General features: G+C 32.7%; 25 protein-coding genes. 17 read left to right on the top strand and 8 right to left on the bottom strand.

Annotation, left to right across the window (positions count from 1 at the left end; all coding sequences use genetic code 11):
• Positions 1–79 precede the first annotated feature (79 nt).
• Complete coding sequence (acs, locus tag O5637_RS00290) at positions 80–2,056, top strand: acetate--CoA ligase (protein ID WP_269605103.1); 1,977 nt, start codon at positions 80–82, stop codon at positions 2,054–2,056.
• A 2-nt stretch (positions 2,057–2,058) separates the two neighbouring features.
• Here acs and O5637_RS00295 read toward each other — a convergent pair whose 3' ends face one another.
• Positions 2,059–2,784 (bottom strand): DUF1350 family protein, encoded by a 726-nt coding sequence (locus O5637_RS00295; protein ID WP_269605105.1) that lies wholly within the window; start codon positions 2,782–2,784, stop codon positions 2,059–2,061.
• Positions 2,785–2,925: 141 nt separating this feature from the next.
• Between O5637_RS00295 and O5637_RS00300 the strand changes: the two genes are divergently transcribed.
• From O5637_RS00300 to O5637_RS00345, 10 genes are all read left to right on the top strand, one after another.
• A complete protein-coding gene (locus O5637_RS00300) occupies positions 2,926–3,771 on the top strand; it encodes a 3'-5' exonuclease (protein ID WP_420063716.1) in 846 nt (281 codons plus the stop codon).
• A gap of 95 nt (positions 3,772–3,866) precedes the next feature.
• A complete protein-coding gene (locus tag O5637_RS00305) occupies positions 3,867–4,154 on the top strand; it encodes a hypothetical protein (RefSeq protein ID WP_269605106.1) in 288 nt (95 codons plus the stop codon).
• 128 nt (positions 4,155–4,282) lie between these two features.
• Positions 4,283–5,554, top strand: a complete 1,272-nt coding sequence (hisS, locus tag O5637_RS00310; RefSeq protein ID WP_269605108.1) for a histidine--tRNA ligase — start codon at positions 4,283–4,285, stop codon at positions 5,552–5,554.
• A 20-nt stretch (positions 5,555–5,574) separates the two neighbouring features.
• A complete protein-coding gene (locus O5637_RS00315; protein WP_269605110.1) occupies positions 5,575–6,978 on the top strand; it encodes a nucleotide sugar dehydrogenase in 1,404 nt (467 codons plus the stop codon).
• 61 nt (positions 6,979–7,039) lie between these two features.
• Complete coding sequence (locus O5637_RS00320; RefSeq protein WP_269605112.1) at positions 7,040–7,288, top strand: hypothetical protein; 249 nt, start codon at positions 7,040–7,042, stop codon at positions 7,286–7,288.
• Positions 7,289–7,358: 70 nt separating this feature from the next.
• Complete coding sequence (locus tag O5637_RS00325; RefSeq protein ID WP_269605114.1) at positions 7,359–7,697, top strand: TIGR02450 family Trp-rich protein; 339 nt, start codon at positions 7,359–7,361, stop codon at positions 7,695–7,697.
• Between the two features lie 129 nt (positions 7,698–7,826).
• Positions 7,827–8,069 (top strand): hypothetical protein, encoded by a 243-nt coding sequence (locus O5637_RS00330; RefSeq protein WP_269605116.1) that lies wholly within the window; start codon positions 7,827–7,829, stop codon positions 8,067–8,069.
• A gap of 588 nt (positions 8,070–8,657) precedes the next feature.
• Positions 8,658–9,710 carry a chlorophyll a/b binding light-harvesting protein gene (locus O5637_RS00335; protein ID WP_269605118.1) on the top strand — a complete coding sequence of 351 codons (1,053 nt, stop codon included), beginning with the start codon at positions 8,658–8,660 and terminating at the stop codon, positions 9,708–9,710.
• Between the two features lie 305 nt (positions 9,711–10,015).
• The gene (locus O5637_RS00340) at positions 10,016–11,401 is read left to right on the top strand and encodes a sodium/glutamate symporter (RefSeq protein ID WP_269605120.1); all 1,386 of its coding nucleotides are present in this window, start codon (positions 10,016–10,018) and stop codon (positions 11,399–11,401) included.
• Between the two features lie 71 nt (positions 11,402–11,472).
• Positions 11,473–11,730: a hypothetical protein gene (locus tag O5637_RS00345; RefSeq protein ID WP_269605122.1), complete on the top strand. Its 258-nt coding sequence runs from the start codon at positions 11,473–11,475 to the stop codon at positions 11,728–11,730.
• Here O5637_RS00345 and O5637_RS00350 read toward each other — a convergent pair.
• Positions 11,722–12,417 carry a glutathione S-transferase N-terminal domain-containing protein gene (locus O5637_RS00350; protein ID WP_269605123.1) on the bottom strand — a complete coding sequence of 232 codons (696 nt, stop codon included), beginning with the start codon at positions 12,415–12,417 and terminating at the stop codon, positions 11,722–11,724. The two genes, O5637_RS00345 and O5637_RS00350, sit on opposite strands and share 9 nt — an antisense overlap.
• Positions 12,418–12,603: 186 nt before the next feature.
• On the opposite strand from O5637_RS00350, the gene O5637_RS00355 reads away from it, so the two are divergent.
• Both O5637_RS00355 and O5637_RS00360 read left to right on the top strand, forming a co-directional pair.
• Positions 12,604–13,164, top strand: coding sequence for a GIY-YIG nuclease family protein (locus tag O5637_RS00355; protein ID WP_269605124.1), 561 nt, complete (start codon positions 12,604–12,606; stop codon positions 13,162–13,164).
• Between the two features lie 105 nt (positions 13,165–13,269).
• Positions 13,270–13,524 (top strand): hypothetical protein, encoded by a 255-nt coding sequence (locus O5637_RS00360; protein ID WP_269605126.1) that lies wholly within the window; start codon positions 13,270–13,272, stop codon positions 13,522–13,524.
• Between the two features lie 18 nt (positions 13,525–13,542).
• Here O5637_RS00360 and O5637_RS00365 read toward each other — a convergent pair whose 3' ends face one another.
• Together O5637_RS00365 and crtL are read right to left on the bottom strand one after the other, a co-directional pair.
• The gene (locus tag O5637_RS00365) at positions 13,543–14,256 is read right to left on the bottom strand and encodes an SDR family NAD(P)-dependent oxidoreductase (protein WP_269605127.1); all 714 of its coding nucleotides are present in this window, start codon (positions 14,254–14,256) and stop codon (positions 13,543–13,545) included.
• Entirely contained in the window at positions 14,253–15,539 is a 1,287-nt protein-coding gene (gene crtL, locus O5637_RS00370) for a lycopene beta cyclase (protein ID WP_269605129.1), read from the bottom strand. The genes O5637_RS00365 and crtL overlap by 4 nt, the downstream gene beginning before the upstream one ends.
• Positions 15,540–15,836: 297 nt before the next feature.
• On the opposite strand from crtL, the gene O5637_RS00375 reads away from it, so the two are divergent.
• Entirely contained in the window at positions 15,837–16,859 is a 1,023-nt protein-coding gene (locus O5637_RS00375) for an SDR family NAD(P)-dependent oxidoreductase (protein ID WP_269605131.1), read from the top strand.
• 7 nt (positions 16,860–16,866) lie between these two features.
• Here the strand turns inward: O5637_RS00375 and O5637_RS00380 are convergent, their stop codons facing one another.
• Positions 16,867–17,883 carry a mechanosensitive ion channel family protein gene (locus O5637_RS00380; RefSeq protein ID WP_269605133.1) on the bottom strand — a complete coding sequence of 339 codons (1,017 nt, stop codon included), beginning with the start codon at positions 17,881–17,883 and terminating at the stop codon, positions 16,867–16,869.
• Between the two features lie 65 nt (positions 17,884–17,948).
• On the bottom strand, positions 17,949–18,551 hold the full coding sequence (locus tag O5637_RS00385; RefSeq protein WP_269605135.1) for an isochorismatase family protein: 603 nt from the start codon (positions 18,549–18,551) through the stop codon (positions 17,949–17,951).
• A gap of 135 nt (positions 18,552–18,686) precedes the next feature.
• Between O5637_RS00385 and O5637_RS00390 the strand changes: the two genes are divergently transcribed.
• Positions 18,687–19,151 carry a Fur family transcriptional regulator gene (locus tag O5637_RS00390; protein ID WP_269606987.1) on the top strand — a complete coding sequence of 155 codons (465 nt, stop codon included), beginning with the start codon at positions 18,687–18,689 and terminating at the stop codon, positions 19,149–19,151.
• Between the two features lie 10 nt (positions 19,152–19,161).
• Here the strand turns inward: O5637_RS00390 and arsS are convergent, their stop codons facing one another.
• Together arsS and stpA are read right to left on the bottom strand one after the other, a co-directional pair.
• Positions 19,162–20,106 carry an arsenosugar biosynthesis radical SAM (seleno)protein ArsS gene (gene arsS, locus O5637_RS00395; protein ID WP_269605137.1) on the bottom strand — a complete coding sequence of 315 codons (945 nt, stop codon included), beginning with the start codon at positions 20,104–20,106 and terminating at the stop codon, positions 19,162–19,164.
• Positions 20,107–20,195: 89 nt separating this feature from the next.
• A complete protein-coding gene (stpA, locus tag O5637_RS00400) occupies positions 20,196–21,389 on the bottom strand; it encodes a glucosylglycerol 3-phosphatase (protein WP_269605139.1) in 1,194 nt (397 codons plus the stop codon).
• Positions 21,390–21,558: 169 nt separating this feature from the next.
• Here stpA and O5637_RS00405 point away from each other — a divergent pair, with 169 nt between their 5' ends.
• Complete coding sequence (locus O5637_RS00405) at positions 21,559–23,088, top strand: hypothetical protein (RefSeq protein ID WP_269605141.1); 1,530 nt, start codon at positions 21,559–21,561, stop codon at positions 23,086–23,088.
• 22 nt (positions 23,089–23,110) lie between these two features.
• The gene (locus O5637_RS00410) at positions 23,111–24,274 is read left to right on the top strand and encodes an aminoglycoside phosphotransferase family protein (protein ID WP_269605143.1); all 1,164 of its coding nucleotides are present in this window, start codon (positions 23,111–23,113) and stop codon (positions 24,272–24,274) included.
• Positions 24,275–24,315: the final 41 nt, after the last annotated feature.

The following is a 24,315-nucleotide window of genomic DNA, read 5'->3' on the forward strand; positions in this document are numbered from 1 at the left end:
TAAATAAGAGTTTCACTATTCAAGCGTTTTGGTCAGAAATAGCTTGAATGCAATAAATGAATAGTTGTTTTTATCTTTCATGAATTCAGACAATTCTAACTCTATTGAGTCTGTTCTTCAGGAGCAGAGAGTTTTCCCCCCCTCTGATGACTTTTCAAATAAAAGTAGGATCTCATCTTTTTCTAAGTATTTGGAAATGTCTGAGATGGCTAGATCAGATCCAGATAAGTTTTGGGGTGATGCAGCTAGAGAAGAATTACATTGGTTTGAATCTTTTGACAAAGTCCTTGATTGGTCTAAACCACCATTCGCTAAATGGTTTGATGGTGGAAAAATAAATATTTCCTATAACTGTTTAGATCGTCACTTAAATAGTTCAATAGCTAACAAAATCGCCTTGATTTGGGAAGGCGAACCAGGTGATCAAAAAAAATATACCTACAAACAGTTATACAAAGAAGTTTGCAAAGCAGCTAATGCACTCAAGTCTATAGGTATTGGTAAAGGAGATCTTGTGGCTTTGTATATGCCTATGGTGCCTGAGGCTGCAATCGCAATGCTTGCTTGTGCGAGGATTGGAGCACCACATTCTGTCGTATTTGGAGGCTTTTCCTCTGAGGCGCTTAGGGACCGATTAATCAATGGAGAAGCGAAAGCAATAATTACAGCTGATGGAGGTTTTAGAAAAGACAAAGTAATCCCTCTAAAAGACGCTGTTGACTCCGCATTGGAAGGTGGTGCTTGTCCAAAGGTCGAGTCAGTTTTAGTTGTTCAAAGGACAAAAAAGAATATTGCTATGGATGATGGTAGAGATTATTGGTGGCATGAAATCGTAGATAGTCAAACAGAAGAATGTTTGCCAGAAAAAATGGATAGTGAGGATTGCTTATTTGTTTTGTATACCTCTGGCTCTACAGGTAAACCAAAAGGAGTAGTTCATTCAACTGCTGGATATAACCTTTGGTCTCATTTAACTTTTAAATGGATTTTTGATATTCGTGAAAATGATGTTTATTGGTGCACAGCTGATGTGGGTTGGATAACTGGACATAGTTATATCGTTTATGGCCCATTATCTAATGGAGCAACTACTGTTATGTATGAAGGAGTTCCTAGGCCTTCAAATCCAGGAGCATTTTGGGATGTAATTCAAAAGCATAAAGTTTCGATATTTTACACTGCTCCAACCGCAATAAGAGCCTTTATGAAAGCTGGAGAAAAGCTTCCTCAGCAATACGATTTATCTAGTTTGAGACTTTTAGGAACTGTTGGAGAACCAATTAATCCAGAGGCTTGGATCTGGTATAGAGATGTTATTGGAGGAGGGAGATGCCCAATAGTTGATACATGGTGGCAAACAGAAACTGGCGGAGTGATGATTAGCCCTCTACCTGGAGCGACTCCAACCAAACCTGGATCAGCAACTTTTCCTTTGCCTGGGATTGAAGCCGATGTCGTTAATTCAGATGGCGATTCTGTAGCTAATAATGAGGGTGGATATTTGGTGGTTAAAAGACCATGGCCTGGAATGATGAGAAATGTTTATGGAGATGAAAAAAGATTTAGAGAGAGTTACTGGGAGTATTTAAAACCTTCAGATAAAAGCTATATATATTTTGCTGGAGATGGGGCTCGAAGAGATGAAGAAGGTTATTTTTGGGTTATGGGAAGAGTTGATGATGTTATAAATGTATCTGGTCATAGGCTTGGAACAATGGAGATAGAATCAGCTTTAGTTAGTCATGAGCTCATCTCAGAAGCTGCAGTCGTAGGTAGACCTGATGCTTTGAAAGGGGAATCAATAGTAGCCTTTGTCACTTTGAAAACTGGTGCAGTAGAGAACGAACATATAGAGGCACAATTTAAAAAACATGTCGTGAATGAAATAGGACCTATTGCTAAACCTGATGAAATTAGATTTACTGATTCTCTTCCCAAAACAAGAAGTGGAAAAATTATGCGCAGGATCTTGAGAGCACTAGCTTCGGGTGATGAAATAAGCGGAGATACAAGTACTCTTGAAGATAGATCAGTTTTAGATAAATTAAGAGGGTAATATTAAATTTTCCAGTGAGTTATTTGATCGACTATTAATTCAATTTTTTTATATTTTAAATAGCTTTGCAAATTAGACTTTAGTATTTTTTCTCTTAGGCCTATGCTTACTGGGGTTAGATGATTACCATCAAGTTGCATAATCTTAGAATTATCCGAAGGTCTTGCATTTAATGATTTAAGTAATAAATCATTTTGATCAAGATTATCATTTTTAAATTTTATTAATAGATTATTTATTTGCTCATAGTGTTCTCTCACAAGATTTAATGTTTCTGCAGGGCTTGGACTAAATTCACTTTGAAAGTCAAGCTTTTGAGACATTTTTCTGAGAAAAGGGATAGATTTATCTGCCTTGAAATTATTGAAGCTTATAGCTACTAAACCATTGCAATTTCTTCCTGCATCAGGTGCTAGTAAATGTAATTTACATCCAAGACTATGACCCAGCCTTATTGATTTTGGTATGCAGCCAACTCTTTTTTCAAGAATTTTTCGAGATTGACGGAATTGTTTCCACGCATGATTTGATTGAAGTTGATGATCAAAGTTAGGTATATAGCTCCATGAATGAACTGCAAAATTTTTTTGTAACAGACCAGAAATAAGTCTTTTGTATGTAACTTCTGGTTTTATTGAAATATAGCTACCTCCAATTATTTCTACCAGCCCAACTGGTCTTGATGGCCATTGGCAAAAAACATCACTTATACGTCTTAAAGTGCTCATTAATGATGAATCACCCTATATAGAGAAATAGAAAAAGATTATAAGTTAAATATAAGTATCTTTTCTTTCTAATGTTCTACTAAGTTTGTATTAAACTCTGGTTTTTTGATGATAATAGAAGCATGACTAATTAATTTTGATGTGAAAGAAGAGCAAAATTATCAGAAAGCGAGTGAGCAGCTTGACTTTCTAAATAGAACAACTAAAGATACTCCCAGTAAAAAAGAGAAAGATCTAGGAGTAAGATCTTCTTTTAAATCAAACGTAGAACGTGTTGAGATTTTAAGTATTGAAAATTCACCTGAGAATATCTTGATTTTGGATACGGAAACCACAGGTCTTGACAATAAAAATGATGATTGTCTTGAAGTAGGTTCGATTCTTTTTAATGTCAAAAGTAGATCGGTGTTAGCGCAGCAATCTTTTCTTTTACCAGTTGAAAATAACAACGCAGAAAAAATAAATAATATTCCTGCTGAAATAACTAGATTGCCTCAACCTCTAACTGAAGCAATTAAATATTTTGAATCTTTGGTTCGAGTATCAGATGTGATAGTTGCTCACAATGCAGAATTTGATATGAAATGGTTCGGTTTTAATAAATTGCCTCAGATTGAAAAACAATGGATTTGTTCTATGGACGATATAACTTGGCCCGCTGATAGACAATTAAAGACTCGACCTTCTGTAAGAGATCTTGCATTGGCTTATGGTGTCCCGGTTTGGAACGCACATAGAGCTTTGACAGATTGCATATATTTGGCAGAGGTTTTTAAAAGATGTAGTGAACTTGAAAAACTATTGATTAGAGCGTTAGAACCAAAAGTATTAATTCGCGCTGAGATCTCTTACGAGGAAAGATATTTAGCGAAAAACGCTGGCTTCAGGTGGAATGACTCAATTAAGGGTGCTTGGTCTAGAAAAATGAGTCGTCGGGATATTGAAAAATTAGAATTCCCAGTACATGAGGTTGATTGTGATGATTGAAGTTGATTTTTCATAAAGTACTCATTTCAAATATTTGCTATGTGTTTAATGTATTGAGTAATGAGTTTTTTTAGAGTGTTCTCCATGATTGATTTATGAGAAAAAATTTCACAAAAAAAAATATAGTTGGTCGGTTTTCCTTTGTTAAAAGTAAGACTGATGGTAACGAATTGAAAAAGCGTCTAAGACAATGGCAGCATTCAAGAAGTTGGGCTCGTTTAATTTGTGAAGCGGAAAAGATGTGGAGTCTTGAATCAAGAGAACTAAAGAGGCTCGGAGCTATGGAATTAATTCAACTTCAAAATGAAATGCCTTTTAATGTGAGAAGAAGAGTTAATTTTTGGTTAGTTAAATATTCAGGCGCTACTCGATTAGATGATTAAGCTAAATATGCTTTCTAAATTGAGTCTCACTAATTTGCTTTAGTAGGAATGACTCATTGATTATTATTTTACAGTTTACGTAAACAATTACTATTAAACAAACAACAAATAATTTTACTGAAGCTACTTTGACCAATCTCAAGAATTTAAGAGGAATGGTAGATCTTTTACCTGCTCAAAGTCAGAGCTGGCAAAAGGTTGAATCAATTGCACTCAAGCATTTTACTCGAGCTGGACTTCAAGAAATTAGAACACCGATTATTGAACGAACTGATTTGTTTTCAAGGGGTATTGGCGAGAATACAGATGTTGTGGGTAAAGAAATGTACAACTTCGACGATAGGGGAGGTCGTTCATGCACTTTGAGACCTGAAGGAACAGCTTCTGTTGCAAGATCAATTGTTCAGCATGGATTATTAAATAATGGGCCCCAAAGGCTCTGGTATAAAGGACCAATGTTTAGATACGAACGCCCTCAAGCAGGGAGGCAAAGGCAGTTTCATCAAATTGGAGTTGAATTTGTTGGATTGGCTTCTGTTATGAGTGACGCTGAGGTTATTTCAATAGCTTGGGACTTTTTAAAGGATGTTGGTCTGAGTGATTTGACTTTACAAATTAATAGTCTTGGTAGTAATGAAGATCGAAATGTTTTCAAAGAAGAGTTGAAAGATTGGCTTAATCAGAGATTTGATTTGTTAGATCAAGATTCCCAGAAAAGAATCAATGTGAATCCCTTGAGAATATTAGATAGTAAAAATACTTCAACAAAAGAACTTTTACTTGAAGCTCCGTCTTTAAATAAATTTTTATCTAATAGTAGTAAAACTAGATTTGATTATTTACAGGAGTTACTCGATAATTTAAAGATCCCATATGAAATTAACAATAAGTTGGTTAGGGGCCTTGATTATTATTCTCATACGGCTTTCGAAATAACTAGTGATAACTTGGGTTCTCAGGCAACTGTTTGTGGCGGAGGGCGTTACGATAGCTTGATAAGTGAATTGGGGGGGCCTGAAACCCCCTCAATTGGTTGGGCTATTGGAATGGAAAGGCTGATAATTCTTGCTGGAGATAAAATTTCCCAATCAAAATCTCCGGATGTTTATGTGATTCATAAAGGTGAAAAAGCTGACCACCTTGCTTTGGAAATTACTTGTCAGTTAAGGGCATCCAACTTAATGATTGAATTGGACTACTCAGGTTCATCTTTCTCAAAACAATTTAAGCGAGCAGATAAAAGTAGGGCCAAATGGGCTTTAGTTATAGGTGAGGATGAGGCATCTAAAGGTCAGTTATTGATGAAGAAATTAAGGGATAAACAAAAGGATGAGGAGAGTAGGGAATATATTTTCTCAAAAGAGGACCTTGATCAGTTAATTAAAAAGTTGATTACTTAAAAAATGATTATTTTTTTTAAATGAGCTCTATTAGAATCCAAAAAATATGTTGTATTGGCGCTGGTTATGTGGGTGGTCCAACAATGTCTGTTATTGCAGATAAATGTCCCGATATAGAAGTTAGGGTTGTTGATATTAATAAAGAACGAATTGATGCATGGAATGATTCAGATCTCAATAAATTGCCAATATTTGAACCTGGATTAGATCGGATAATTTCAAGAACAAGAGGACGAAACCTTTTCTTTAGTACAGAAATGGAAAAGGCTATATCTGATGCTGATATGATTTTTATATCAGTTAATACTCCAACAAAAACAAAAGGTCTTGGAGCAGGACAAGCGAGTGATCTTAGTTGGGTTGAAGCTAGTGCGAGGCAAGTAGCTAAATATGCAAAAGGACACACTATAGTAATTGAAAAAAGTACTCTTCCAGTTCGTACGGCACAAGCAATAAAAGAGATACTAAAGACGACAAATAAAGATAGTCAAAAGAATGAAATTTCAAAAACTTTTTCTGTTTTATCGAACCCTGAATTTTTGTCTGAAGGCACTGCAATTAATGACTTAGAAAAACCTGATAGGGTTTTAATTGGTGGAGAGAACTATGACGCTGTAGATGCATTGGCTAAAATTTATTTGAATTGGGTTCCTTCTGAACAAATAATTTGTACTAATTTATGGAGCAGCGAGCTTTCAAAATTAGCTGCTAATGCATTCCTAGCCCAGCGAATTAGTTCTATAAATTCTATTTCAGCCTTCTGTGAAGCTACTGGAGCTGATATTCAGGAAGTTGCAAAAGCAATAGGAACAGATAAAAGGATAGGTAATCAATTTCTTAGTGCAGGACCTGGTTTTGGTGGAAGCTGCTTTAAAAAGGATATTTTGAATTTAGTTTATTTAAGTGGATATTTTGGTTTGCCAGAGGTTGCTAATTACTGGAATCAAGTTGTGATGCTTAATACTTGGCAGCAAGATAGGATTTATAAAATTGTCCTAGAGAAGCTTTTTGGTACTGTTAATGGAAAAAATATAGCAATACTCGGTTTCTCTTTTAAAGCAAACACCAATGATACAAGAGAATCTCCTGCGATAAGAATTTCCAGTGACCTAATCGAAGAAGGAGCGTTTTTATCAATTTATGACCCTAAGGTTTCAGTTGAGAGAATAGAGGAAGATTTTGAAAAATTTTCATTTAATAATCAAGGAATTTGGAAAATGGCCAATTCCATTCCAGAAGCATTGGAAAATGTTGACGCGGTTTTAATTCTTACTGCATGGGATGAATTCTTTGGCCTTGATTGGAATTATTTAGCTACTTTGATGAGATCACCAGCTTGGGTTTTTGATACAAGATCGGTTGTAAATCGACAAGAAATTGAGAATACAGGCATAAATCTGTGGAAGCTTGGTGAGGGGAACTAAAATATCTTCATAGAAAAATAATATGCCTATGATTAATGCTTAAATAAATCAAACTGAATTGATGCCATTAATTAATTTAATTTTAGGAAAAATAATGCTCTTTAAATTTCTTTTCAAAAAGAAGAAAAAAAAACTACGAGAACAATCAAATGAAAAATTTGAAATGAATAATTGGATGAATTTAACAAAGCAAGAGAGACTTGAAATAGACTTTAATGAAAAGAATAAAATAATGAGAAAGAAGAAGGCATTACTAAAATCAATCAGAGAAGAATATATAAAAATAAAAAAGGAAAATAATAATATATAAGTGTTAAAATGTATATAAGAAATGCTAAAAAAATTATTTTTAGATTAATTACTATTAATTATTTAATTTTATGATTTGGCCTCCAGTAAAAGCATGGACGAGTAAGGCTTACATTGATGGACAAGTCCATTTTGTTGCAATAAATTATGGTGGAGAATTGCCAAGCAGATGGGTTATTTTGATGTCTGTACTTGACTCGACTGTGGTTGTGAAAGTCCCGTGGTCTCAATTGGTTGATTTATCTAATTGGGAACCTGGATGGGATGAAATAAATCATAGAGAACCTTCTAAATTAGTTAATAATAAAAGTTTTGTGAAAACTAATGACTTTTTCAATCCATCTTTTGATTCTGGTTTGACAATACCTATAAGTGAAAATATTATTAGGCCTTGGTTTAAGCAGGTTTGATTAATATTTTATCTAAGATTTCTATGCAATTGAAGTATAATTTTGTTATTTATTGCTTTTTAATGTGACATCTTGAGCTTTCTTCGTCTGGCTTTTTACGTTAAAAGAAAGATACTCGTTTGCTCAAGAATGATAGAAGCATCAATGTGGTTGTCAGAGAAAGAAGCTAGTGAGGTTTTAAGAGTAGATGAAAAATCTTTGGAGGTTATGAGAGAAAGGGGTTATTTAAAGCCAGGATTTCACTGGCGAAGTTCAAATGATCCTAATCAATTACCATGGAAGCCAAAAGTATTTTATTTTATAAGGGGATGTAAAGAAGTTATTGAATATTGGCAGAACAATGATGAATCCTGTGCTCAAAGAGCAGCCTAAAGAAATAAATTAGAGTTTTTGTAAATTCGATATTTAAGAATTAGCTTTTTAAGCTACTAAATTTTCACCTTTACAATCTTTTATCGACGTCTCCAGAATTGGATAAAGAGAAATCATTTTTCCGTATTCAGGCGATGTTCTATAAACATTCGCTTTCTTTCTATAGTGGTCTTCTGTCTCCATTTCTAGACTATTAAATGGATTGAAGTTCATGATTTGTTATCCAAAAGGATTTAACTATTTAATAGTTATAAATAATGAGACCAATTTAATCTTTTATATTAATTACATATTTGGATGAATTTATATTGATTATAAGAATGGATTGGTCTCGAATGCCTGATATAAATTCTTTTTATGTATCAATTAATTCTTTAATTAAAAAGTCTTAGTTCGGTAATTCACTTGATTTTGTTTTTACCTCTCGTTGGCTGTCTATTTTTTTATTGTTTAAAACCTGCTCTTTTTGATATTTTTTTATCTGTATAGGATTTGAATAATAAAAAAAATTTACAGATTCTTTCTGTTGCATGAGTATTCGATGAAATTGCAGTATTCTCTGTTCGGTTTTGAAAAATAGCACTTCTAATGCAGACCTATGGAAATTCAGCAGTCACCTACGGGTGGTGGGCTGGTAACTCAGGGGTCACCAACCGTTCAGGCAAATTTATTGCTGCTCATGCCGCTCATACCGGTTTGATTGCTTTCTGGGCTGGTGCCTTCACGTTATTTGAATTGGCTAGATTTGACCCTTCCGTACCAATGGGTCATCAGCCTTTAATTGCGCTTCCTCATTTAGCAGCTTTGGGTATTGGTTTCGATGAAACTGGAGCCTTTGTTGGTGGAAGTGCGGTTGTTGCAGTCGCTGTGTGTCATCTAGTTGGATCCATGGCTTATGGGGCAGGTGGATTGATGCATTCTCTTCTTTTTTCGAGTGACATGCAGGAATCTTCTGTGCCACAGGCCAGAAAATTCAAGCTTGAATGGGACAACCCAGATAACCAGACTTTCATCCTTGGACATCATTTGATTTTCTTCGGTGTAGCTTGTATTTGGTTTGTTGAATGGGCGCGAATTCATGGGATCTACGATCCTGCTATTGGTGCTATTCGTCCGGTTGAATACGACCTTAACTTGAGTCATATCTGGGATCATCAGTTTGACTTCTTAACTATCGATAGTTTGGAAGATGTTATGGGAGGTCATGCTTTCTTGGCTTTCTTAGAAATTACTGGTGGTGCTTTCCATATCGCTACTAAGCAAGTTGGAGAATATACGAAGTTCAAAGGAGCTGGGCTTCTTTCTGCAGAAGCTATTCTTTCTTGGTCACTAGCTGGTATTGGCTGGATGGCAGTGGTCGCAGCATTCTGGAGTGCAACAAATACCACTGTTTACCCTGTTGAATGGTTTGGAGAACCATTAGCACTTAAATTTGGAATTTCTCCTTATTGGATCGACACTGTTGATCTTCCAAATGGAGCTCATACTTCTCGTGCTTGGCTAGCTAATGTTCATTACTACTTTGGATTTTTCTTTATTCAAGGTCATTTATGGCATGCTCTAAGAGCAATGGGATTTGATTTTAAACGAGTAACTGGTGCCTTAAGTAATCTTGATACTGCTTCAGTATCATTAAAATAGTTAAATAAATTTAACTTAAAAAAAAGCCCCACTTGTTTGGGGCTTTTTTATTGAGATTGTATTTATTAATTGTTCATTATTTAAGAATTTAAAATAAATTAGCTTTATTATTAGTTTGATATTTCTTAAAAAGTTATTTAATCGATTTCTAATACTAAACTTATCTTATTTTTACTAATAATTAAATCTAAGAAAATGATTTGATTGAGATATAATAAGAATCAAATTTACATTCGATGTTGAATATTCATATGGGATATTATTTTTTTAGGGATTTTCATTTACTTCCGTAATCTTGTTAATAGATGAGTCTGCCTTTTTTAGGTTTAGAAGACCTATATAAAACCAATGCAATCCCAACATTAGTCCTCTCATTGGGTTTGCTTGGAATTATAGGGATTCTTTTAACCCTTGGTAGAAGATTGGATTCTGCGATGAAGTTGGAAAGATTTGGTATTCCAATAGCCCTTTTAGTAGGAGCATTAGGTTTTTTAATTGGTCCTTATGGACCTTTTTCATTATTACCAGAAAGGGTTCTGGATACCTGGATGCAATTACCAACTCCATTGCTTACTTTAGTCTTTGCAACCTTAATGCTTGGAAGACCTATTCCAAGAGTTAGTGTTTTATGGAAACCAGTAGCCTCACAGGCATTGTTGGGACTTTTACTTGGCTTTGGTCAATATGTTGTCGGAGGTATAATTGTGTTGTCATTTCTACTTCCTTATCTAGGAGTAGACCCACTAATGGGATGCATTATTGAAGTTGGCTTTGAAGGAGGACATGGAGCTGCAGCAATAATGGGAGAAAGTTTTAGGAAGTTAGGCTTTCCTGAAGGATTAGACCTCGGATTTGCAATGGCAACTGTAGGGCTACTTGCGTCTACTTTGTTAGGGAGTGGACTAGTTGTTATGGGTAGATTTTTTGGATGGCTAGTACCTGCTGAACAAGACATTGATGATGATTTAAATGACATTGAGTTGGAATTTAAACCAATTGAACAACTTAAATTGCTTTTATATAATTTTGCTTTAGCAGGACTAGCAGTGTTGGTTGGCATCTTTTTACTATATTTTTTAAGGCTATCTTCTACATATTTGGGAGAAATAAGTAAGCAAGTGATATTAGCTTTCCCGGTATTTCCTTTGGCTTTAATGGGATCATTTTTTATAAGATTTTTCTTAGAAAAAACTGGAAATACAAAATTAGTCTCATCACTTTTTCAGCGTGAAATTGGCATACTTTCAACAGATTTACTTATCATTACCGCCATGGCAGGATTAAATTTACCGTTATTGATTAACTATTGGATCCCTATTACTATTTTAGCCATTGGTGGATTGATTTGGAATCTTGCTGGGATGTTGATTTTTTCTAGGATATTTTTTAGAGAAGAGTGGTTTGAAAGAGCAATAGCAGAGTTTGGAAATTCAACTGGAGTTGCAGCTAGTGGACTATTACTTTTGAGATTGGCTGATCCTAGAAATTCTACTAATACCCTACCTGTGTTTTCTATAAAGCAATTATTTCTTCAACCACTTCTTTCTGGAGGCCTAATTACTGTAATAGCTCCTTTGTTTATTAGTAATTTTGGGCTTAAAGGGTGGACAGAATTTTGTGGATTAATTTCATTGTCTTTATGCGTAATCGCAATATCTTTGCAGTCAAAATATACAAAAGCATCAGCATGACAATTAATATACTCAACTAAAGTTATAATTTGTATAAATATTAGTTTTAATAAATTATTTACCTTCTTTATATGAACCGACAAATTTACAAAGATATACCTCCTCAAGAATTAAAAGAAAAATGGTTTAAAAGTCATCTACTTGGAAAAGAGATTGAATTAAGAGAGCTCTATGAGTTGCCACAGGATCAGTTGGATTTAGTCATGGCAGAGACTGCAGAGTTTAGGAGCGATATAGGAAATAGAGATAGAAATCTAGGTAAATTTTGTACGGCTGGTTATTTTTTAGAGTTATCAAGAATAATTGACAAAAGAAGGGCTTCAGAATGATTCACTTCCTGTCTTTCCGAAAAATATAGGCTCATTTAGCTTGCTCCAGGGTTCAAACTTTTTCATAACTATTGGATACTTTTTATGAGTAAAAAAATAATTTAACCAACTTCGTAAATATTTTATTTCATTGTTTTGATCAAACTTTTTTATGTCCGCTATTCTAAATTGCCTGACAAATGGCCAGACAGCCCAATCAGCTAACGTTTCTTTTGCATCAACAAGAAATAGAGGTTTACCTTTGTTTGAAAATTCTTTTAATCTGTTATTTAAAGATAAAAGTATTTTCATGCAGGCATCATGATGAGTTGCTGACTCTTCAAAATTGAATCTAGATGCATATTTAAACCGATCCAAATGATATTTGAATACTGTATCATTTGTTTCTATAAGGCTAAATATTTCTTTTGAATTCTCATTATTATTATTAATATTACCAAATAATTCATCCCTATTTGATTTTTTAATACTCCATATCATTATTTCTAAGCTCTCATCAATTACTTTATTTAAACTAGTCTTTAATACAGGTACAGTTGCTTTTTTAGAAATTTGAATTAGTTCAATAGGCTTGTTCTTTAGTTCGACCTCTCTCAATTCCACTACCTGATTCGTATTTAATAAAGCCCATCTAGCTCTGATTGCGTAAGGACATCGTCTAAAGCTATATAAAATATTGTGCTTCATAATTTTACTGTTAAAATCATCATGCGTCCTATGCCTTGATATGATTAGTCAATCTTATAAATCGTAAATAGAATATGCTTCACAAGTATATCCTTTATGATTTTCTTTGGAAATTATATTTTACTATAAAAATATAATCCATTATTTTTATATTCCAAACTCTTTATTTCTCAAGAAAATTAAATTATGTCAGGATTTGTTTATTTAATGAAAAATGGTGATTTATATAAACTCGGATGTACCACTAATTTGAAAAGTGAGGCTAGTAAAATGAAACCAGGGGAAATAATTTCTTCTTTCAAAACCAATGACCCCAAATCTTTTGAGGTAAGATTGCTAAGGCTTTATAAGAAAAAAAGAATCCCAGATACGAATTACTTTCGTTTATCTGAATCAGAAGTTAATAATTGTAAAAAACATTTAGAGGGCAAAAGTAATTTCCCAAAAAGCTTAAACGATGAGTTAAGAATAGGACTGAATGGATCTTTGCTTTTTGCGGCTATAACTTTTTTGATTTCATTCTTTATTAATAAGATGCTAATACTTAGTTTATCCCTTTCAATATTTTTTTCCTCTCTACCTATGTGGACACTTGCAATAATTGGTAGTTTTGGAGGTTATGACACTGATGATCTTGCACTTTTTTCGACAGTTTCTAACAGATTAAAAGGCCTTTCTATTGGCATTTCTATGATTTCGGTTTCATATGTTCTATATACTTTTTCTCGCCTTTCTATTCCCTTTTAATCTATACAATTATTTTTTATTTCTATACATATAATTTATAACTTCTTGCTTGATTATCAAATTATAGCTATAAGTATATTTAATAGGTAATAACCTTTGGCAAGTATGAACATTTCTGAGTATCTTCAATTCTTAGAACCAATACAAGAACAGCTTGATAAGGTTTATTCAATAGCTTCTTTGGCTCTTACGGTTTTGGTTTGTTTGTGGCTTTTTAACTTTATTGTTGGTCTCATACAAAGAACGTATTCAGTGGGTAAAGCTATAGGAAGTTTTTATAGAAATTATTTTCACAAATATCTCCGTAAGGCAATTCTGGGAGTATTGAATACATTTAAGAAAACTACTAATCCTATTTAATAAATAATTCCTTTTCTTCTAAATGGTTGTTTCGAGTTGACAATTGAGTGTAATTTCAAAAGGAACTGAACTGTTTGGTAAATCAAGTAAATTTGTACAAATACTTGCAATATCATTTGTCTGTATCATATCTTTTTTGGGAAAATTATTTATTTCTTTTGCCATGTCTGTATTTACCCAGCCTGGGCAAATAGCTGTCACTCTAATACCATTTTCCCATCCTTCATTTCTCATGGTTTGACATAAGCTCATTAAAGCGAACTTACTCATTGAATAGCTTGCTAAGTTACCTTTTGATCGTTTCCCACTCATTGATACCAATACAATAATTCGTGCTGAATTACTTAGGGATAAATACTTCCAAGAATATTTTGTTAATATCCATGGCCCCATCACATTGACTTTCCAAATATCTTCAATATCTTTCATTTCATTATCATTAAATAATAAATTTGTTCTTTTGAATATCCCAGCACAATGAATAATAGTATCAATATTTTTAAAAGATTTGACTGTTTTCTCTACCCATTCCTTTGATGAATTTTGATCAGTGGCATCATAAGTGTGTACCAAAAAAGTATCTGAATTGTTTAATTTTGGATCTAAGGCTGTATTGATTAAATCTTCTTTTTTTCTTACTCCTAGGCTTAACGAATGTCCTTCTTTCAGTAATTTTAATGCGATCGCTTTTCCTATCCCTCTACTTGCTCCACTTATAAGGATTTTTCTCATTTATTACTAACTATTAATGCTTTAAATAATAAATTTAATTCTCTACCATGCATATTCATTAAGCCTTGTTTGATAGTCCAGGGTGATTTTCTAAACATCTTCCACATTGCAGATATTAGTTCTTTAAGGCTAAGGGTATTTGTAAGGAATCCATACCATTGTTTGTTAGGTAAACTAAAGAATTCTATAAAAAATCCTCTTAGCAACTTCTCTTCAAACCGCATCAATTTTTCTAAACCAAATTTATAAATAGCTTGTTTTCTTCTAAGTTCTGATGGCCATAAGGTTTGCCAACCTTGCTTTGCTAATAAAGCTGAGGATGCTTTGGGGTCTTTCATTGCCAATGCAAGGGCTTTGGCAACTTTAGGAGCTCTTCTTAAAAGGCTGCCAACCATGTATCCCGATGCGGGATGAACCATCCCAGCAGAACCGCCAAATCCAAGCACTGGTTGCGTTAGGTCAGGGATAGGCATGTTCATTGGCAGATATGAACCATGCTCTTCATGTTCAAGACTTTTTATTTCTAAACCCCGAGTCTCCAATCTTTTTTCCAGTCTTCTTTTTAACTCATCAAGAGAGACTGGAGGAAATAGCCCTAATGATGTTTCTTCTAAGAAAAACTTTCCATTTCCCATGTCCATAGCGTATAAAAATGTTGGAGCTTCTTTTCTCTCCTCTGGATTCAAGTGGTCGCAACGATAATCCATTAAAACAAATTGATCTTTCTCGACAGGGGGTGCGTTGAACTCACCCACGATCCCATAACAAGTTTGAACGGCTACAGGCCCTTGGTTCTGGGACTTAATAAAAACAGGTTTGTAGCCAGTTGCGTCAATTACCACGCGAGCATTAAGTTCCTTTCCGTTAGATGTTTTAACTGTGCTTATTAATTGATTTGTTTCTAAATTGATTGCTGATCCTTTGTGCCACTCTATTTCAGCCTTATTGCATTGCTCTAACCAATAAGCTTGTAATTTGTTTTTATCAAAAAGCCCATAATCTCTATTATGTTTTGTCACTTCATTCTTTTTAGAAGTTGGATCTTTGTCTCCCTCACCAAAATAACTAATGGTGTTTACCCATCTATGTTCAAGCAAATGACTTAGACCAAGCTCGTCAACCTCTTCCCCCCAAATCCCATAAGTGAAGGGCCAAGGTTCATCTGGCGATTGCTCCGACAAGATTTCAACATTTAAGTTTTCAATCGCTAATGCTGCCGCTATTGATAAAGCGCCTGGGCCTGAGCCTAGTACTAGAGCATCTTTTAATGCACTAGTGCTCATGGCTCCCCTTTAGAAAAATCGCTATTTCCTTTTACTTGGAGTCGAAAATTGGGATTTGATTTCTTAAAATAAAAATTAGTTATTTGACTTTCTCCTTGGAGTACCACTTTAAACACCCATGCCTATAGAATCAACAATAGCTCGTGATGGCATTAACAATGAATTGTATTAATGTTTTTTATCAACTTAATGATTTTATTTCATTTTTAAAATGTATGAAGAGTTTTTGATTGAAAATTCAAATAATAAACAATTTTATTAAATTCCAAAATCATTTAATATTTAAATTAAACATTTATGAATGAAAAAGCAAATACTTTAATAAAAGAAAAACCTCTGACTATTTTTATAACAGGTGGTACGTCAGGTATAGGTTATGAAGCAGTTTTAAAATTAATTTCTCTTGGTCATAATATAATTTTACCTTGTAAAAATATTTCTAGAGCGAATGAAGTATTGTCTAATATATTTAACCAATCTCCAGTTAAATTATCTAATAAAGGTGAGGTTTATACTCCTATAATGGATCTTTCTGATTTGAAAAGCATTGATTCTCTATGTGCTGAACTTAAAATTAAATGTGTGAATATCGATGTTTTAATTTTGAATGCTGGTCTGCAATATACAGGCTCAAAAAAACCTAGAATGTCAATGCAGGGGATTGAATTAACTTTTGCAGTCAATCATTTATCACATTTCTATCTTACACAAAAGATTTTACCTTTAATAGATAAGAAAAATGATCCGAAAATAATTATTACTTCATCAGAAGTTCATAATCCTAATAGTGGTGGAGGTAAAGTAGGAGCAAAGGCAAGCTTGGGAAATTTAAAAGGATTAGAATTTGGTGCAGGTTTTGAAATGATTGATGGAAATAAATTTAATGCTGATAAAGCATATAAAGATAGTAAATTATGTAATATTCTTTTTGCAAGAAAGTTAAGTGATATTTTGGTGAGCAAGAAATTATCAATACCAGTTATTGCATGGGCTCCAGGCTTGGTTATCTCTCGAGATAACCAAGGATTTTTTAGATACAGCAGAAAATACAATGAATTAGGACAAATATTATTTGCTTTTTTAGCTAGAGATATTTTAAGAATAACCACATCAAATAAAAATGCAGGTTTACTTCTAAGCAATCTAGCTTGCTTATGTATATATAGAATACCTGGATTCAATTACTATAGTAATAAAATTATTTCATTAGGAAAATTTATTTTTGAAAAGACTGATATCAGTAATGATGCCCAAAGAGGAGATTTAGCAGATAATTTATGGGATCTATCTCAATCTCTAATAGATAAGATACATAGATAAAGTTCTCTTATTTATTGACATGAATTGTTTGAGTTGGATATGCGAAGTTAATATTTTCCTTTTGGAACTTCTTCATTATTTCTAGATTAATTTCCTGTTGCGCTGACATTGCCTGAAGATAATCACTTGTAGGAATGTAATAGACAAGTTCAAAATCAAGACTACTATTTGCGAATTCGATAAAATGACATCGGTCGAAGATCGCATTTTCAGTTTTATCAACGATGTTTTTTATCATCATAGGTATGCTTTTTGTTTGTTCATATGTGGTTTCATAGACCACCCCTAATTTATGAACCAGTCTTCTTTTCTTCATCTCAGCATAATTTGAGATTACTCCATTTGTGAGTCTGCTATTGCTCATCACTATTGCTTCACCGTTAATACTTCTTAGGCGTGTGGATCTGACGCCTACGCTCTCAACCTTTGCCCAGATACCATCAATATGAATGAATTGTCCACTTTGAAATGGTTTGTCTAAGAGGATCGTTATGTATTCGAAGAACTCTTGAACTGGTTCCTTTAAGGCAAGTCCAGCTCCTATACCTCCTGCACTTAAAAGAGCCCAAATGGCTGCCATTTGGACACCCATATTTTGAAGGTAAAAAATAACTCCCAGGCTCCAAACAGATGCTCCAACCATTGGACTAAGTGAACGAATCATCTCACTAATAGATTGATCATTGATTTTGCTTGCCCATCTTTGTATTATTTTCAAAAATACTCTATTTACAAATCTTACAATATAAATAAGGCATAAAAACTTACTAATACCAATAAATGTCTTATCTACTATTCCACCAATTAGTAAGACTTTCCATGCAACTATGAAACTTAAGATAAACCCTAAAGGTTTAATAGTTTCAATTAAAAGAGTAGCTATATAGTCATCAGTTTTGCTTTGTGTCGCAAAGGTTATTTTCCTTAAAACCTTTTTTAAGATTTTTGGACTCACCAAGGAAATAATGCAACCTATGCTAAAAGTAAGTAATGAAATAATTATGTTTTTAAAAAAATCATCCATGATGTCAGATTACTTTTCTTCAGACTGCCTGAAAAAAATCATTTGTCTATATATTTTCTAATTATTTAATTTGAAAATGAATTTTTTAAAATTTTACTAAGCTCCCTAAATTCTTCTCTATTAGCGGTCTTACATAATTCACATATTAGACTTTCAGTCGTGGATGCAACTGCACCAGATAATATAAGCCTTAAAAAAGCAGTATCATTATCTATTTCATTTCTACTTCCAATAGCATCTTTTGGGATTAGTATGTTAAACCCTTTTTGTAAAAGATCAATCGATGTCTGAAGAATACATATATGACTCTCAATTCCACAAACTATTATATTTTTAAAATTATATTCATTTATATAATTTATAAAGTTCTTATTCTTACTACAACTAAATTCCATTTTTTCAAATTTAGCATATTCATTATTGTCTGTAATTGATTTTAGTGTCTTCCCAAGTTTCAATGGATTTTGTTCCGATATAGCGATACGAACATTAAGCAATTTACATGTATCAATAAGCTTTTTTATGTTAAATATTAAAAGTTGATTATCTTTAATATTGTTTATAAGCTTTTGTTGAACATCTACTATAAGTAGTAATGTTTCATTCTCTACTAATATATTATTATATACATTTATTGGGGTGAGACTTTTTTTAAAAAATGAATCCATTTTAGAGCTTCTTTTTGTTTGTTTAAATATAAATCATCTAATAAACTTAGACATCATTCCTATAGAAAGCACTCTGAAGCCCCTTCCCTTTGTTGCAGGCTGTTCTCATTACGCTAGACTATTGAGAAAATAAAGCTGATATTGATTTCTCCTTCCTCCTATCGTACCCATCCTTCTCCTCTTGAGTCTGGTCTCCGTTCAGATGGAAAAAGAATGACCCCTCAAAGGAAAAAGGTTCTTTCTTTGTTTGAAGAGATTGGCTCTGGAATCCATCTCAGCGCGGAGGAGGTGCATTCCAAATTGACAATTTCTGGGGAGAAGGTTTCTCTTGCGACTATTTACAGAACCTTAAGACTCTTGGTCAAGATGACATTCCTTAATGAACTTGATTTAAGTGAGGGAGGGAATAGGTTCGAATTGCTTAGTCATGATCATCCAGATCATCATCATTTGATTTGTATTCGCTGTGGTAGAACAGAAGAGTTTGAAAATAAAGATGTTATTAATGCTGGTACATCAGCCGCTAAAAAATTCGGATTTAAATTATTGGAGTCATCGTTAAACGTAAGAGCATTATGTCCTATGTGTCTTAACAAATAATCCTTGTTTTTTAAGTTAATTCTCCACCACAACTTGAACCAGCTCCAGCAGTACAGCCAAAACAATGATTCCCTACTGAAATAGGATTATTCTTTAAAGAGGCAAGTGGAATCAAAAGATCATCCAAATGCTTAACTTTGCCATCTCTCTTGATTCCAAGTTGTTGGTTAAAATCACAATCATATAGATAACCTTTCCAATCAACACTCAGAGTTGTTCTACACATTACTGAGTTAAGATTTTCTGGATTATGATTATCTTTAAGCAATTTATTATACTCTTCTAGTTTGCCAATTATCTTTAAATAGTTTTCATATCTATTAATTGGCATATTTGCTAAAACAAATAAATTCGAGAAAAAAATACCATACCTTTCTTTTAGTTCTCGTCTATAAGTATCTTCTAATTCTTTTTGGGATGGTGGAAGTTGTGGACCACTTGGATTATAGACTAGATTCAAAATTAGACCTTTATCTTCTATTCCGTAACCAAAATTGTTAAGCTTTTTAAGAGCCAATATACTTTTTTCAAAAACACCTTTTCCACGTTGTTTATCTACATTTTCCTCGAGATAACAAGGAAGTGATGCTGTAATTTGCACTTTATTTGATGCCAAGAAACTTGCTAGATTTTCATAACCTGGCTCTGTTAGAATGGTTAAATTACATCTGTCCATGACTTCAACATTAAGACTACGTACTTCTTTTACTAATTGTTTGAATTTAGGATGAAGTTCTGGAGCTCCTCCGGTAATATCTAGTAGATTAATATTGTTGGCCTTTATAACTTTAGGTATAAGTTTTATAATATCATCGCTCATCATTTCTGTTCTGCTTGGACTAGAATTAACGTGACAATGACTGCAAGCTTGATTACATTTGTAGCCTATATTTATTTGCAAAGTATCAAGATAGCCTCTCTTGACTTTTGGGAATTTTGGTTTAGTTATCTCCATAGAGATTAAAATATAGCTAACATTATTTACAATTATAGTTAAAATATTTATTTAATTGCTAATACTTTATAAATTTTTCTACTAATAAGCTAAAAGTTACTAGCTAATTGTTTAAACCATTCAATATATTCTTTTGGACCATCATTAATAATCATATTGAATTTTAAATCATCATTAGGATCACTAATGCCTGTCATATCAGTACCATTAATTCTTGGTCTTGATACCTGATCGTTGCAGCTGTTAACAAATATAACTTGATTATCTTGTTTATATGCTTCTCCCAACTTTTGGATCAATGTTAAGAAACCTCTGTCACTCCCACCTCTTAACCAAGAATTATTTTTTTTCTCTTTAACTGAGGTTACTGTATCGCCAACGCCTATTAGCAGTGGCATTTGATCACTAGGAATTTTATCTTTGCATAGCTCTACTAATTTATTATGTGTCTTAGGAGCATTTCTGACATTGAAGTTTTCACCGAAAGGATAAACGCCAGTTTTGTTTGCTATGTATTTATTTAATAGTAATAAAAGACCTGCTTCTTTTATTGCACCATTGATAATGAACTGAATATCTGTTGTACCGAATTCTTTTTGAGTTGAATATTTCATTATTTCTTTGCCATCTCTTATTCCCAGATTTGGCATCAAATGCAAATAAAAAGAGTTATCTAAGCCATGATCTTTAGAATTTTTTAGCAAATTATTCATTATTTTTTCCATAATCAATTGCAGATTTTTTACTTTTTGAAAATCGTTTTTAACGTAGTTAAAAATTTCATTAAAGTTTAGAGTGGGAGTAAATCGCGTATCACATACAGCTACATCAATTAATTTATTTCTGAATTCATTTGAAATGTTTGGTAAGAATTTTTTTAATTCATTAGTTAACATTGAACGCATCATTTTTGGAACTTCCGCTAAAAAGTTAATCTCTTCATCTTTAAGCCCTGGATGAGATGAATTACTAAATCTATCTTGTAATTCAACTCCACATGCAGCAAGACCAGGTAAGTAATAGCCATTTTCTCTTGCGATTGTTTTTGAATTAAGCGCATTTTCAACTAACCGATTAACACCTCTTCTGCCTTCGTGTTCCCCGCAGGTTAAGACTGCGAACTTCTCTTCTAATCTTGAAACGTCCTTCACATAGTCTTTGTTGAGCGCTCTTTTGAGTGGGTCTTGGACTAGTGGAATACATACCCCATCTAGATCCTGAACTATTAGAATATTTTGTTCATTTATTATTGTGTCAATAACTTCTTCTTTCGTCCTAAACATTTTCATAAAAGAAGCCTTTAAATATTACTTTACTCTAGTTCAAATGAATTAATATTTTCTTGATAGTTCTTATTCTTAAATAAGTATATAGATTTATATTCAGTATTAGAAAAAGTCTTTTAAAAAGTTTCTTCTCATTGTATATAATGCATTTGAATGCAAATAAACTGTGCTTGAAAAGATCTTAAGTAATAGCTTCTTTGCTGAGCCTTATTCAAGTGAGAAATTAGAAATAAGAATCAGAGAGGTTTTGAATGGGAAAATAGGATTTTATAGTGTTGGCTTATATCCTGCCTCTCTTGCCTATAACTGTGCGCTGCATAATGGAGGCTTAAATATCCTTTTAGCCCCTAGAGACGGTAGACAAATTTTTGGGGCTTTTTCTGATACTGATCTCTCTGAAATGGATAAAGGTATAAAAAATAAAATTGAATCTATGGCAATTTCAAATCCTAATAAATCAGAAAGATATAATACTCTTCAGGATTTAATACTTAACTGTGAATTAGTTATTTTGAGTGCAAATAGCAAACATATAATAAATGACGTTAATTTAGCATTTAGACTTAGACAGGAACTTAATCGAGAAAATGTTTTAATTGCGTGCTTGGTTGGTTCGTTTTGCCATGACTACAATTTAAATGAATCTTTCGTGTTGTGCGAAAAATTCAATAAACTAGCTTTCTTTTCAGGTTTTCATCGACATGGAGCACTTCGAAATCCATTAGATAGCTTTACTGCTAATTTTTGTCATCCAGATGCTATGAATGCAATATTAGGTGCAAAATTATTAAATAAAATTTCACCAAATATTCAAGTTTCCGCAGGTATACATAACGTTGAAGGTCAATACATAAAAGCTGCCAAAAATATTTCTTCGATTTTAGCGGGGTTTGGCCATACTTTTCATAAAAATAATCCTGGATTATTACCAAATTTATTGACTTTATTATTAGATCAATGTCTAGATCAGGCTGCCTATGTTTCAATGAGTCGATCAGATAGAGAGGATTTATATACAAAACAACCTTTTCCTATTACTGAATTAGGCTATAGCGTACAAAGTATAGAGGCGTCCTACCTAAAGGATGGTGATTTGGTTCAGGTAAGAGATCATACTTTTAGTCAATTGACAGCGATGGTTGCTGATGTGAGAGGGAGCATGATGTTGCCTGTAAGTGGTAAACCAACCAGAAATTTTCAAGCTGGTGAAGTACTCGCTGAGAAGATGATTCAGCATAAACGATGCCCAAAAGGGGTGAATGAGTTTATAGAATGGTGCGAAAGATCTGGACTTAAACGTGGAGCTTTAGAAGGAATAAATTCTTTAAAATATTGGCCATATATCTTGAGGAAATATTCTATACCCATTAATAATGCATCAATGATAAATCTTTTATATATGTGTATAATGGCTCCTGATGAAATCAAAAAAGATATTTATAATGTTATGACAATTAGTCGTGAAATGGCTAACTATTGTCAAGAATCTGTTAAGTCATGCCAAAGCAAAAAAATATCTTATGCGCTAAATAATTTTCATTTAAATACTTCTATTGATTTCCTGACAAAGTCATTAACTGATCAAGATCGATTATTTTTTGAAGCAAATGAGATTGACTTTGATAATAAATTAGAATCAGAAGGTAAACCAATTTATAATAAGGTTATAGATTATATAGAAAAATATTTAATATAATCTAATTCGTAAAATATTTTCTATGGATTTCGAGAAAATTAATTTGATTGCAAATAAATTTTTTTATAATAGTAAAGTTTTAAATATAGAATTTATTGATTCTGGTCTTATAAATAAAACGTATATAATTGAACATTTAAAAAATGGAAAAAAGTCTAAATTTGTTTTACAGAGTCTTAGTGATATATTTGAATCTTATGATATGGTTAACATGAACCATAAATTAATAACTGATCATATTACAAATAAAATAAAAGAAAAATATATTAAATCTGATAATCAAAGATGGGAGGTTCCAAGTTTAATTAAGTGTAATTCTAATAACCTTTTTTTGCTTCCTTTTCGATCAGAATATTGGCGAGCGATGGAATATATAGATGATACTCTTAGCTTTGATATTTTAGAAGATAATAAAATGGCTTATCAAACAGGTCTTGGTCTTGCTAAGTTTCATGTAACATGCTCAGATATTGACCTTAAAAAATTAGAAAATACTATTACAGATTTTCATAATACGAAGCACTACATAGACAATTTTAATAAGATAATTCAAGACTCTAAATTTAGCAAGCTAGACGCTCACTTAAATAAAAGAGTTCAAAAATTAGTTTATAACATATCTAATCATATTTTATATGTTGAATATATATTGGGACATTTGAGGGATAAATCATTAGACCTTAGAGTCATACATGGCGATCCTAAGTTAAGTAATTTTCTTTTTGATAATAAGTTTAAATATGTTGTTTCTATGATAGATCTAGATACTGTATCTTCTGGCTATTTACTTACTGATTTGGCCGATTGTATACGTTCCATTTGTAATATTGCCGGTGAGGATCCAGATGATATAGAGAATGTATACTTTGATATTAACTTTTGTAAGAGCTTTCTCACAGGCTATTTCTCAATACCTAATCAAAAGGGTGATTACTGTTTTGGACTCCTTCCAGAATATATTTATTTGATAATAGTTGAATTAACTATAAGATTCCTGAATGATTTTTTGCAATCAAATATTTACTTCAAAATAAAATATCAGACTCACAATCTATATAGAGCAGAGGTTCAATACCGATTACTTTCTAGTTTTGTTACTCAAATACCTATTTTGTTAAATTCACTTGATGAAATAGGTATTTCTTCAAACCCAACTTTTGTGTCAGATCTACAAAAAATTGTTTAGGGTTTCACATAATGCAACTTGTCAGTAAAGTAAAATTGATA

Origin of the sequence: Prochlorococcus marinus str. MIT 0917 (genome assembly GCF_027359575.1) — a bacterium.
Lineage (GTDB): Bacteria > Cyanobacteriota > Cyanobacteriia > PCC-6307 > Cyanobiaceae > Prochlorococcus_B > Prochlorococcus_B marinus_D.